Origin of the sequence: Pseudomonas sp. Ps21-P2 (assembly GCF_039672565.1) — a bacterium.
Classification (GTDB): domain Bacteria; phylum Pseudomonadota; class Gammaproteobacteria; order Pseudomonadales; family Pseudomonadaceae; genus Aquipseudomonas.
On the sequence record NZ_JBDFPL010000013.1, the window covers coordinates 1 to 12,823 of the forward strand.

Sequence of the window (12,823 nt, forward strand, 5' to 3'; positions counted from 1 at the left end):
GACGGTAATGGCAAACATTTTGCCGTGCAGTTTCTGGCCAATAGCGGCCTTATTACCGATGCCAACTTCCAGCCGCTGATCAACGGCACTTCGCACAACGATCTGCTCGAAGGCACACACGCCAGCGAATCCCTGAAGGCCGGCACTGGCCGCGATACCGTCGAAGCAAGTGCGGGCAATGACCGGCTATTCGGCGGCGCCGGCGGCGATACCCTGAGCGGCGGAGCAGGTGCCGACAATTTCGTGTATACCCGGCTCAGCGACAGCTACCGTAATGATGCCAGTGGTAGCTACAGCAGCCGCGACCTAATCACCGACTTCAGTGGCAGCGGCCATGACATGATCGACGTGTCAGCGTTGAGCTTCACCGGGCTGGGCAACGGCTACAATGGTACGCTGAAGGTGGTCCTCAACTTGGCCGGCGATACCACCGCGCTTAAATCGCTGGAGCCCGATGCCAACGGCAACCGCTTCGAAGTTCTGCTCAGCGGGAACCACGTCAGTGAGCTCAATGCCAGCACCGTGCTGTTCGCCCCGCCCAGTGACGCGACCACCGTGACCACCCCGCAGCCGATCACACCCGTGAATCTGGCCGGCGACGACAAGGCGAACATCCTGTATGGCTACTGGGGAAACGACACGCTGGCCGGCGGCGCCGGAAACGACACGCTGGAGGGTAACGCCGGCGACGATGTGCTGACCGGTGGGTTAGGCGCGGACAAGCTCACTGGCGGTACAGGCAACGACCGGTTCGTGTTCACGAGCAGCGCCGACAGCTATGCCGGTAGCAGCGACCTGATCACTGACTTCATCTGGGGCCAGGACAAGCTCGACGTCGCCGCGCTCGGCGTGACCGGTTTGGGAGACGGCCGTGACGGTACCTTGCGCATGACCTACGATGAAAACACTGATCGTACCTACCTGCGCAGCAGCGAAGCGGGGGCCGATGGGCACGCTTTCCAGGTCACGCTAGCCGGATTCGACTACACGCAGTTGATCACCAATGCCGATTTGGTGGTTGCTGATAAGGCAGAGGTGGTCCTCATTGGCCACGCCACTATTGACATTGACCACGTGGGCTAACGCTGCCTGAGCAACTGAGCTATCAGCACGCAACTTTAGCTTACGCAACCGCTACGGTGTGCGTGCTGAACGGCAGCTGTGGGGCGAAAGCGGTCACCCATGACCGACCGCTTTCGACCGTAAGCAGCCACCAGCCGGGGCTGCTGCACGATATCAAGCCAAGGATGATCGTAGGTGCATCAGTATCCTTGTGCATTTGCTACGCAGTTTGCCCCTTGCCAATATCACCACGGCGCGAATCTACGATTGCCGGTAGAACCGACGGAGGAATGACCGGATTACCGACTCTAAAAGGCTAACTACTAATAGAGGAAAACAGTGGTGCCAGCACCTGCTGATGTAAGCAGTTTCCAAAAAGTCCTGTTTATGATTCGCCCAAAGCCAGCCGCTCAGCTATACATTAGAAGAGAAACAGTGCCATCACCGGCACACCTACTGGAGGCTCAATATGGCTAGCAATGAAAAAACCAGCAAAGGCGTAGCGTCAAAAGCAGGTAAGCAATTGAAGGACGATAAATCTTCTGCTGCAGAAAAATCAGTCGCTGGTTCGGCACTGACTCAAACCCCAGACAAAAAGAAAAAGTAGACATTTGCTACTGAACGCGTCTGACCCCAGCATTTTCCCATGTCCGAGTAATCGCTGTAATCCAAGGACACTTGAGCCCTGGATTACAGCGGCCAGCAAGAGGAGCGACACCTTGGGTACCCCTCCCCGGCCTCCCACAATCCCGCAAGAGTGATTGCCAGCTTCGGCCTTGTCATCGTTGTCGGCGAACCGGGCAATCAGATCCACAAAGCTCTGGCTCCGGTAGCTGTCAGTCGCCGCCGTGTAGCGGAACACGTCAGCGTCGTTGGTGCCATTGCGGCGATAGACCGAGAGATTGGGGTCGCCGCCGGCGATCAACAGGTGAGCACCTGTGCCTCCGATGATCAGATCCGAGCCTATGCCGCCGTCTATATGGTCCTTGCCGGCCAAGCCGTAAATGACTTCCGACGTAGCGGTCCCTATGATCACGTCCCTGCCGGCCGTTCCTTCGACGGTGGGGGCCGTGAACACCAGGTTGGGGCTGTTCAACTGCCCCGTCAGGTAGCCTTCGAGCGCCAGTTCATCGCACCTCCTGTTTGGGCCTCATGATGAGGCTTGGAGGTGTCTATGAAACCGGAGGCGACTCATATGGTAGCTACGATCTTACCCAGCTGTAAGCCAAGGTGCTGACTGCTACGGTTTGACATCGCAGCAGCCAGAGGGCTGGTTAGAATGCTGCCTTCAGGCGAGCGCCGGCATAGGCCTGTGCTTCCTGAGCCTTTTCCACCACCGCAGCGGTGCCGAAAAACTCGTGGGTCACGCCGTCATACAGCTTGCGCTCCACGCTTACGCCCTGGTTTCGCAACGCCTGCTCCAGTTGCGCACCGTCATCACGCAGCGGGTCGATCTCGGCATTGATCAGAGTCACTGGCGGCAGACCGTGAAGGTTGGCGTGCACAAGATCCAGACGTGGATCCTTCAGATCGGCAGAGCTTTTGGTCACATTGGCCACGAACCAAAGCATCATGGGGCGATTGAGTGGCTTGGCGTCAGCGTACTTCAAGTACGACTCGGTGTTGGTCGTGGTCTGCCCCACTGGGTACACAGCAATCACACTCTTAGGCGAGGTCAGGCCCTGATCGCGTGCTGCCACAGCAGTGGCGAGCGCCAGATTGCCGCCGGCGCTTTCGCCGGCCAACGCTAGGCGTTTAGGGTCTCCGCCAATGCTAGCAGCGTTGGTAGTGAGCCAGCGGTAGGCAGCAACAGCGTCTAGATGCGCTGCCGGGAATTTATATTCAGGCGCGCGACGGTAGTCCACTGACACCACGATAGCATTGGCCTGCTTGGCCAGGCCGCGGGCGCCACCGTCATACACGGTGCGGTCCGCGATCACCCAACCGCCGCCGTGGAAATACAGCACTACCGGGAATGGTCCGTTACCAGCAGGGGTATAGACGGTTGCTGGCAAGTTCCCTGCAGCACCGGCTACCGTGATCTCATGGGTTGCCACGCCCGGGACCAGTGCTGTGGGGCTGCTGTCACGCTTCTGGTCGGCCAGTACCCGCTTTACGCCATCAGCCACAGTAGGCTGTTTACGGGCTTCCTCCGGCGTGGTTTTTTCAATAGCTTTAGGATCGAACGCCGCTTGGGCGTTAAGCACTTTCTGCATGTCGCTGTCAGTGCGGAACATGCTTTTGGTCGAGCTGACAGCTAATTCCGACAAGGTAGGTTTTTCCGGATCGCGAGCGCAACCGGCCAAGGTTGCCAAGCTGACGGCAGTTACGGTAGCAACCAATGCACAACGTATTGGGTGGGACGAACGCATGGTGAATCCTCGATGGGTGCAGCTATCTCGACGAATGTGGTGGCAGGCGCTGCACAAGCCGCTCCTACGCTTTGTCCGAGGAAAACACGTAGTGTTCAAAGCAAGCAGCAGTCATCCGGATCAGCGGCAGGAAGCTGAATCCAACACTGCGCGAGTCGGGCGATATTAGCTGTACATCTTTATTACGGGCTGCGCTGCGAAGAAGCGTCTAGGACCATTCAAGTTAATGGGTAGTTGGTTTCCGGTTTTGTAAGAGCAAGTCCAGTCAGTTGCCCGAAACTATATGAAGATGACAGTAGGGGTCCAGGGTTTGGGTGGGCGGCAACGTGTTACATGAAAATGTATTGGGTTGAGGACGTCCAAGATAATAGCCTTGAGCGTAGTCATAGCCTATATCACGCAGTAATTCGAGATCCTGGGCGGTCTCAACGCCTTCAGCCAGCACCTTGAGACCAAAAGCATGCCCTAATTTCAAAAGAGCCATCAACACCTGCTCGCGCTGGGATTTGTCTTCGATTCTCAATACCTGACGGTCAACCTTCAAAGAATGGAATGGAAGCTTCAGGAGATAAGCCAGGTTGGCATGACCTTGACCGAAGTCATCCAGAGCCAGTCGCACGCCCAAGTTGCTGAGGCCTGAAACTGTTTTCAATAGTTGATCATCTATGCGCAAAGGCACTCCTTCGGTTATTTCCAATATGAGGCGATGCCCTGCAAGACCCTGCTTGAGTAATGCACCCGCCACTTTCATTGGAAAATCAGGGTTGGCAAGCTGTATAGGTGAAAGGTTTACCGATATGCTCACAGCGTCGTGCCACCGGCTGGCGTGCTCACAGGCTTTATCCAGAACCCAGTCACCTACAGCATGAATCAATCCGCTACGCTCTGCCATTGCGATGAATAGATCAGGCGGAACATTTCCGAGCTTGGGATGCTGCCAGCGAATAAGGCTTTCGTATCCAGTGAGCTGATAAGGTTCGAGCTGATACAGCGGTTGGAAGTACAAACAGAATTGGTCTGTTGCTAAAGCCTCTCGGATATCCTCCGGGGTCAGAAGCGATTCATCGTTCTGTGAAAATATAAATCCCGTGTCCTCCAAACGGTTACGGCCACCTCTTTTAGCTCGATACAGCGCTTTGTCAGCCTGATCCAGGAGTGAGGAGCTATCGGTTAGCTCGATACTCGCACTGTGCGCTAATCCGATGCTGACAGTGATAATGGAGATACCGTCTGTACGTCCGAGGTGGGCGATGTTTAGTTCACGTATGGTCTGCAGTACATGGTGAGCGATCCTACGGGCCTCATCATGAGAGGTATCTGGCAAAACGGCAATAAACTCTTCTCCGCCGAATCGTGCTACGGTACAGGGCGATATGAAGCAACTGCCTAGAGCAGTGGCAACAACTCTCAGGCACTCATCGCCAAGGAGATGTCCATAATGATCGTTATAGCGTTTAAAATGGTCTATATCGATCAATAATACTGCACCCTCGGACTGTCGATTCAAATGGTTTGTCGTAATTGCGTCCAGTTGCGGTTGTATGTGCCTACGGTTAGCCAGTCCTGTCAGCGAGTCGGTCTCTGAAAGACGTTGCAAGTCACTGTTGGCATCGGTGAGACTAGAGGCTCTGGTTTCCTCACGGAGCCAATAAAGATAACGTCGTCTGGCTTCGGCGTTGGACCAGTAGTTACCAAGCAATGAGAAAAAAGATGAAGAGCCTATAGCGGTCATTATCAGGCCCCCGGCACTCAGGGAAATCGGGGCTGTATGCACTCCCCAAGCCGTGATGATCAAGCAAAATATGTTATAGACTAAGGCCACATTGAAAGGGCTTTTCATGCACGTATTAACATACATAAGCATCAGCGGCCAGCAGAACATAAACAGTGACTGCTCGCCCGAAGCAGGCTGTTCACCATTGACCACTACGTTGTAGGCAACTATAAATCCTGTGTATGACGGCAACATGGAGGCGTACTCTCTCCAGCGCTCAGATAATTTCTTTAGAAGCAACACCCCCATTAGAGTGCTAGGTACACATGTTCCGACCATCTGCAAAATTGCTGATACCAGTTCCTTTGGATTTATGACAGCTGTCCATAGTGAAAAACTACTGAATGTGAATCCTCCCAAGATCAAGCATAAGATCAGGTGGCGCCGGCGGGCAGCATGGATATCGCTCTGATAACGTAGTTCCAATTGATCGGAGAAGCGTACAGCGCTGGGTTTTTTCTCGAGTTCTCGGTCAATCTGGCTAGCGTCTAACATAGGGATTCCACAGCTTGCACTAGTGAAGCCTTGGTGATGGCTATAAGCCACCATTCTACCTTGCCGCGAACGTTGAGCCACCAGAATCTGCCCAGCGGTGATTTCTCGAGGTTTGCTGGTGGAAGCTAACCCTCTAGACGATTTCGTGGATCAGCTTGTCGTCTAGGTGTGGACATTCGCGAAAATGCGACGGTTACTTGAGCACCTCGGTGGAGTTGCTGTTGCTCTCGGTCTGTTGGGCCCATTAGCCTGATCCAACAAAGGGGATCCTTACGACGGCTGATCTCCATCTATCGTACAACCCTCGCGCTGCATCTCTCTACTTGCACAAACGCCTTGCTCTGGCCGCCATTGCCCAGTCTTTGTCAGGTATTGACGACCGAAACCTGGTGATCGCCAGCGCGGCCGAAAAGCAGGCTCAGGTGGCCCGCGAGGTTGACCGCAACCTGGTTAGAATTCGTGGTCTCTCGGTCCAGGCGGCAGCCGGGGCTGAACAGACGCGAGCGGCCAGCCAGCAATTGTCGGAACTGGCGTTCGGACTCAACGAACAAACCCGTCGTTTTCGCGTATAGCCTTGGCCTCTTATCCAGACTTTATTTCAAAATCCCCTTCACCGGCAGTGCCAAACAGCCATTTTTAAGAGATTCACAACATGGACAGCTTTCCCGCTGGGACTGAGCAGTTTGTCGTGATCAGTGCCAACGGGTTGAAGTGCCTGACGAACTAAAGACCTTTCGTTTTAGCACAATCGTCTAGCCTCAAAGCGATGAGGTTTTGGAAACCTCGCCTTTCACTCAGGAGTTTCACCATGCGCAAGCTCGTTTCATCTGCCATGATCGCCTTTCTACTAACCGGCTCTCTTATCCCATTTGCATCTGCCGAAGACGATGTGACCAAAGGTATTCGCCATGACAACCGAGAGCTGGACAAAGGCGTCGACCACGACGCTGGGGAAGTCGATAAAGGCGTCAAGAACGACGCCAGTGAGGTTGATAAAGGCGTGAAACATGACAATGACGAACGCCATAAGGCCGACAAGCATTTAGACAAGGAAGCCAAGAAGGATCTCTGAGCCAGGAAGTGGCCTCAAGCTCGTAAGAAGTACTGATGCGCTCACGAATGCGAAGAAGCCCTAGCCAAGTTGGAGACGGCCGTGGAGGGCTTGAGGCTTACACCTCTCAGATAGCGGCGTTAGGCACGGCCTCTCCAGAAAAAACTGCAGCCTGACGCTGGTTAGCATCGGCTTTAGCTTTGAACTGAACCTCGCATTTTTCACGTGCAGCGGCATAACACGCTACTAGATAGTCGGCTTGCCAAAGGGTTAACCGCCCGGCCACATTTAGTCCCAAAGCAAAGCCATCCGCTCGACCGTGCGTCCACTTCAGTTGCTCGAGCGAGTCTGCCATCTGGATTTTGTACAGCAGAGTATCTGCCATGCTGTGCAGCTCCGGGGCGAGCTCCAGAGCGTTGATGTGGCTGGGTGGGAGACTTGGAAAGCCCATGGGCTGTTTGATCTGGTAGGACATGTTCGACTCTCGTTGATTGCGCAGGGCAAGACTGCGGCTTAGCTCAGCTAAGATGTGGCTCGTCTGATTATCAGCATCCATAGCGCTCGAATGCTCAGAGCCATAGTGGCTATTTGATAACGCTAATAGCCAGAAAGTTTCGTCCCCAAAACGTGCAGTGAAAGATGCCCTTGGGAACAGGCGAATCCCTGCCACCGGCCCCCCGATCTCACTGCCTAAAGAGCCTAGGGAAGATTACGCTGAGCGACTGCCGTGCAAGCGAGCTGCTGAACACCGCGTGTTGCTGCGCAAGGGTATTTACCAGATGTGCGCGAAGCCCCGAATTTCCATTAGGGAGCAGGATCACGATCGCAGAATCAAGACTAGCGAGCTTGACCGGAGAACTGCTCTACAGCGGCAACAACGCTGTTGGCACCTTGCTGAATGTCCTTGATCACCTCGTCCGCCTCGCTTGCTAAATCCAATGCCGCCTTGGCCTGCTGCCTGCTTTTACCAATCATCGTCACGGCGTTGGAAGCCAAAAGCTCATTGTTCTTCACAACCTCGACGATTTCTCCAGTTGCTTTTGTGGTTCGAAGGGCCAGATTTCTGACCTCGTCGGCGACAACAGCAAAACCCCTGCCTTGTTCCCCGGCGCGTGCCGCTTCAATCGCTGCATTCAAGGCCAACAGATTGGTCTGGTCCGCGATGCTGCCGATGGTTTTGACAATGGTGCCGATTGCCTGGCTTTGGGTATTCAATGCTTCAATGCCATGGGCAGCGTCTTGCATCAAAGCCGAAAGAGTATTGAGGGTCGTGACGGTATTCTGAATAACTTCTCGGCCTTGCTGTGCGCTGGCATTGGTTTGAACCGAGGTGCCGTGGGCCATGCTGGCTGTTTCAGAGACAGCACGCTCACGGGTGACCTGGTCGGTAATAACGGTGGCTAATTTGGCAATCTTGTAGAGCTTGCCATTAGCGTCCACAATTGGATTGTAGGAAGCCTCCAGCCATACCTCTTTGCCAAGTTTATCCACTCGGCAAAACCTTCCTGTGACATACGCCCCCTGTCGCAAGGTATGCCAAAACTGCTCATATTCTCCTGATTCAGCATCGGACGGCAGACAAAAGATCCGATGATGCTGGCCCTGGATTTGGGGAAGTGTGTAGCCCATAGCGCTCAGAAAATTCTGATTGGCCGTCACCACGATTCCGTCCAGGGAAAACTCGATGACAGCTGTGGAGCGCATCACTGCTCCCACCAGCGCCTCATTCTCCCTTGAGGCTTCAATGGTCCTTGTCAGCACACTGGAATACAAAACGATCTGCTAGGCACGTCCACTTGCACCTGTAAACGGCATCACCATTGTCCTTAGCCAGACATGTCGACCATCCCGGCTGCAAAGGCGCAACGTGCCGCTGTAATGCTTGCCTTGGGCAATTGCGTCGAGAGCCCGGCGCTGATGTACATCTCCATGCAGTTCAGAGGGACTGAGTTCACGGAGGGTACGGCCGGACAGTTCTGCCCTGGTGAATCCCAACTCTTTCTCGAACAAGGCGTTCACCTGCAGGATGACACCTGCCGCGTCCAAACTAACGGACACGGTTTCGAGATCCAGAGTGGCCTTTATCTGCTCCAGAGCCACCAGCCGTTTCTCCAATTGCTGGATTTTATTTTTTAACCGGTTATTGAACATAAAGGCCGCTCGCGTTGATATTCAAGGCTATCGACAACCTGAAAAAAACCTTGAAAGGCAGTTGTTTTCAGACAGTATAAAGTTCGCAAGTACCTCCCAGCGACGGACGTGAGCTTTAGTACATGAACACTGCAAGACGAACGTCGAAAGCTCGCGAGTAGGCTTCAGCTAATACCTTGAACTGCTCCGGAGTTACAGCATGCGCTAAACGAGACCAGTGCTGACACCGAGGGCGCGGCCATGAGCTTGACTTAGACCGATAATGGAGTCCGCAGACCAGATTTGCTCCAGACACGTAAGCAGTCCCTGCTGTAGGTCTTGCTTCAGCCTCAAAGCACGAATGAGACGCTGCGGATCGGAGGCTGAGTTGAGCAGACGGTTGGCCATAGCGCTTCTCTCTATAGCAAAGAGACTGAACGGAAAATGCCTTAGCCTAACTGACTGACCCGCCGTGCATAAGTCGGTAACCGTTTTTTCTATACAGGCATCCGGACTGTCGGAACTCCATGAGTTTAACCGCAGCACTGGACTGACCGGCCGGCAAATTCCACTCGATTATTAGGAATCAACCACTGAAGATTCTGTCGGAGCAGAAACACTCTTCTGTAGAGCTACTGCGAATGGACTCCATCCTGGTTGTTGAAGACGAGCGTCTGATCCTGAATCTGGTAATCGACGTTTTGGAAATGTATGGCTACACGGCTACGCCTTTCAGCAATGCCGATGCTGCCTGGAGATTTATCGAAAACTGCGGCTATCCTCCGCGGCTACTGATTACGGATCTGCAGATGCCAGGAGAGATTGATGGCATTGAGTTGGTTAGGCGCGTCCGTCGGCTTCAGCCTTCGACGCCCGTTGTCGTCGCTTCCGGCTACCACTCCACTGCTGAATCACTGGCTGATCATCGCGTGCACTGGTTACCCAAACCGTTTGAAATCGATCAGTTGCACGCGATCTGTCAAAAACTTGCACCACAGCATTAAAGACTGTTCATATATACAGACTATTCACAGATAGCGTACTGTTTGATACAGGCCGGAGCAGCGATGGCGAGTCACCCAACACGTGTAAACGATAGCTCCACCGGAGACATCAGCGGATCAGATCACAACATCTTCTTCGCTGCCGTGGAGACCACGCGCATGCCGATGATCGTCACAGACCCCAAACGGCCTGATAACCCGATAATCTTCGCGAACAACGCATTCATCGACATGACCGGTTACAGCCGCGATGAAATCGTGGGCTCTAACTGTCGATTTCTGCAGGGGCCCGAAACCGATCCAGCTGCCGTCAAGCAGGTCCGTGAGGCCATTGCTTCCAATGTCGAAGTGGCTGTGGAGCTGGTGAACTACAAGAAAGACGGTTCAGCCTTCTGGAACGCGCTTTTTATTTCGCCGGTGCACAACGAGTCCGGTGAGCTGATCTATTTTTTTGCCTCGCAGCTGGATGTCAGCCGCCGGCGTGATGCCGAGGACGGGTTGCGCCAGGCTCAGAAAATGGAAGCGCTGGGCCAGCTCACGGGCGGTATTGCACACGACTTCAACAATCTGCTGCAGGTGATGATTGGCTATCTGGACATGATCCAGCGTACCGCCGATAAACCGCATTACGATCAGCAGCGGATTCTGCGCAGCGCAGGTAACGCACGAGACGCTGCTGAACGGGCGAAAACGCTCACTCAACAGCTGCTCGCCTTTTCGCGCAAGCAGAAGCTTCAGGGCCGTGTGGTGAACCTGAATGCCATCATCACCTCATCGCAGGAGATGGCCGAGCGCACGTTGATAAGTACCGACATCAGGCTGGCTCTGGCAAGCGATCTATGGAATTGCAGGGTGGACACGACCCAAACAGAGGTCGCGTTGCTGAATATATTCATCAATGCCCGTGATGCCATGGAATCACGACAGCAGCGACTCCTGACCATGGAGACCAAGAACGTACAAATTCAGAACCTCGCCTCAATGTCATATGACGGGTTGATGCCTGGACGTTATGTCAGCGTGGCTATTACTGACAACGGCGCTGGTATGCCGGCTTCCATCGTCAGCCGGGTGATGGACCCCTTCTTCACCACAAAAGATGAAGGAAAGGGCTCCGGATTAGGGCTTTCCATGGTGTACGGATTTATGAAGCAATCCGGAGGAACGGCCCGGATTTATTCCGAAGAGGGCATCGGCACAACCATTCGGATGTATTTCCCCGCGGATGACAGCCAGCTCTACACCCTGCCCGTCATGGAGGCGATCGTCGAGCAATCAGGCCGAGAACGGGTTTTGATTGTGGAAGACCGTCCGGACGTCGCGGAACTGGCCAGAATGGTCTTGGAAGAATATGGCTATACGTGCGGACTGGCCTACAGCGGCCAGGAAGCACTTGCCATTCTCAAAGGAGAACAATTTGATCTGCTTTTTACCGACCTGATCATGCCTGGTGGAATGAACGGCGTGATGCTGGCCCGGGAAGCCAAGCGCTTTTGCCCCACCTTAAAGGTGCTGCTGACAACTGGTTATTCCGAGAACTCGCTAGAGCGTACGGATGCCGGGGGCAACGAGTTTGATGTGATATCCAAACCCTACGTGCCCACCGACCTGGCGAAGAAGGTACGGCAGGTGCTGGAGGGTCCCAATGGGGTCAGCTGACTATTCATTCTTGTTCAGTGCAATCTTGAAAGCCCGCCGGCCTACTCCGTTGGTGCATTGAAACACCCTGCGAGATTTGAGCTGATCCTCTAAGCGTGCGACTACTGCACCTGGACAATACCGTGCCGCTCTGCGAGTGGCTTGCTAACAGTCTAGACCCTGTCTCGGCGATGTTTCGGCATCTGCGCAACCCACGAATGCACTGCAGCCCAGTGCCAGGCCTCAGCATTGCTCATGGTTTCTCCGCGATTACTACCAGTGCGAGCAGCCTGAAGCTGCTTCATTTGCACTTTGAGCTTGGCGATTTTCTCTTCCAGCCGCACCGTCTTGGCTCCAGAGGATGTGGGCTCTTGCCGATCCGCATTATCAAGTGCCGTTAGGTAACGGTTGATGCTCGATTCGATTTCTTCCATGCGCCGCTTCAGTTTGGCGCTGGTGAAATTTCGGTCGCGGCTGTTGACGGCTTTAAACTTGCTGCCATCAATGGCAACCAGATTTTCACCGAATAATCCCAACTGCTGACATAGCACTACGAACTGGCGACAGACGCCTCGGATGGCCTTGCTGTTGTCTTTTCGGAAGTTGGCGATGGTCTTGAAATCGGGCATCAAACGCCCTGTCAGCCACATCAACTCGACGTTGCGTTGGGCTTCTCGTCCAAGACGCCGGCTCGATTGAATGCGGTTGAGATAGCCGTGGATGTAGATCTTCAGCAAGATTGCGGGGTGGTAAGCAGGTCGGCCGGTATCAGCTGGAATGACGCCTTCAAAACGTAGATTGACCAGGTCGAGTTCGTCGACGAAAACGTCGACTACTCGCACCGGATTTGTGTCACTGACGTAGTCGTCAAGGCTTTCGGGAAGCAAAGTGCTTCGGCCGCGATGCTCACCTTGAATGAAACGTTTCATGGGCAATCCTGCGTTAACACTTTGGGTAATCATAGCAACGTTAGCCGGGTCTTCACGTACTCTGACGTAAGCACGATATGCTACTGAATTTGAAGTTGAAGGGCTTACCCATGGATGTAATTTCAGCGCACCGATTTTGTAAAAATCACCGAGCCCAAATTGAAGCAAGTGATCGTTGTGGCTGTTTTTACTGCTTACGTGTGTTTTCGTCCGCAGGAATCACAGAGTGGGTCGATCTGGATACCACCGCTTTGTGTCCGAAGTGTGGGATTGACGCGGTCATCGGCTCAGCATCCAGCGCGCTGGTTAACCCAGAGTTTCTTTCGAAAATGAACGAGCACTGGTTTTAGACGATCCCATCGTTCGAT

At 54.0% G+C, this 12,823-nt stretch carries 9 protein-coding genes and 3 pseudogenes; 5 read left to right on the forward strand and 7 right to left on the reverse strand.

Translation table 11 applies throughout. The features are described 5' to 3' along the window. On the forward strand, window positions 1-1,083 hold a 1,083-nt coding region (locus ABEH28_RS25280; protein ID WP_346631397.1), incomplete at its 5' end, for a M10 family metallopeptidase C-terminal domain-containing protein. Window positions 1,084-1,618: 535 nt separating this feature from the next. On the opposite strand, the gene ABEH28_RS25285 is transcribed toward ABEH28_RS25280, so the two are convergent. The 3 genes from ABEH28_RS25285 to ABEH28_RS25295 form a co-directional block, all read right to left on the reverse strand. Next, the gene (locus tag ABEH28_RS25285) at window positions 1,619-2,158 is read right to left on the reverse strand and encodes a hypothetical protein (protein ID WP_346631398.1); all 540 of its coding nucleotides are present in this window, start codon (window positions 2,156-2,158) and stop codon (window positions 1,619-1,621) included. A 178-nt stretch (window positions 2,159-2,336) separates the two neighbouring features. Next, complete coding sequence (locus ABEH28_RS25290; RefSeq protein ID WP_133777130.1) at window positions 2,337-3,434, reverse strand: alpha/beta hydrolase; 1,098 nt, start codon at window positions 3,432-3,434, stop codon at window positions 2,337-2,339. Window positions 3,435-3,699: 265 nt separating this feature from the next. Then, window positions 3,700-5,703 carry a bifunctional diguanylate cyclase/phosphodiesterase gene (locus ABEH28_RS25295; RefSeq protein ID WP_346631399.1) on the reverse strand — a complete coding sequence of 668 codons (2,004 nt, stop codon included), beginning with the start codon at window positions 5,701-5,703 and terminating at the stop codon, window positions 3,700-3,702. Between the two features lie 338 nt (window positions 5,704-6,041). On the opposite strand from ABEH28_RS25295, the pseudogene ABEH28_RS25300 reads away from it, so the two are divergent. Together ABEH28_RS25300 and ABEH28_RS25305 are read left to right on the forward strand one after the other, a co-directional pair. After that, a pseudogene (locus ABEH28_RS25300) lies at window positions 6,042-6,275 on the forward strand (methyl-accepting chemotaxis protein); the annotation flags it as partial. 236 nt (window positions 6,276-6,511) lie between these two features. Beyond that, window positions 6,512-6,775, forward strand: a complete 264-nt coding sequence (locus ABEH28_RS25305) for a hypothetical protein (protein ID WP_346631400.1) — start codon at window positions 6,512-6,514, stop codon at window positions 6,773-6,775. Between the two features lie 106 nt (window positions 6,776-6,881). Here ABEH28_RS25305 and ABEH28_RS25310 read toward each other — a convergent pair whose 3' ends face one another. Both ABEH28_RS25310 and ABEH28_RS25315 read right to left on the reverse strand, forming a co-directional pair. Then, window positions 6,882-7,229 (reverse strand): hypothetical protein, encoded by a 348-nt coding sequence (locus tag ABEH28_RS25310; RefSeq protein WP_346631401.1) that lies wholly within the window; start codon window positions 7,227-7,229, stop codon window positions 6,882-6,884. A gap of 362 nt (window positions 7,230-7,591) precedes the next feature. Next, window positions 7,592-8,905: pseudogene (locus ABEH28_RS25315) on the reverse strand (PAS domain-containing methyl-accepting chemotaxis protein). Between the two features lie 620 nt (window positions 8,906-9,525). Between ABEH28_RS25315 and ABEH28_RS25320 the strand changes: the two are divergent. Next, window positions 9,526-9,888 carry a response regulator gene (locus ABEH28_RS25320; protein WP_133777124.1) on the forward strand — a complete coding sequence of 121 codons (363 nt, stop codon included), beginning with the start codon at window positions 9,526-9,528 and terminating at the stop codon, window positions 9,886-9,888. Between the two features lie 63 nt (window positions 9,889-9,951). After that, window positions 9,952-11,547, forward strand: coding sequence for a histidine kinase famiy protein (locus ABEH28_RS25325; RefSeq protein WP_346631402.1), 1,596 nt, complete (start codon window positions 9,952-9,954; stop codon window positions 11,545-11,547). Between the two features lie 152 nt (window positions 11,548-11,699). Here the strand turns inward: ABEH28_RS25325 and ABEH28_RS25330 are convergent, their stop codons facing one another. After that, complete coding sequence (locus tag ABEH28_RS25330; RefSeq protein WP_346631435.1) at window positions 11,700-11,831, reverse strand: DUF6555 family protein; 132 nt, start codon at window positions 11,829-11,831, stop codon at window positions 11,700-11,702. Further along, window positions 11,817-12,455, reverse strand: a pseudogene (locus ABEH28_RS25335) (transposase); the annotation flags it as partial. The gene ABEH28_RS25330 and the pseudogene ABEH28_RS25335, both read right to left, overlap by 15 nt. Window positions 12,456-12,823: the final 368 nt, after the last annotated feature.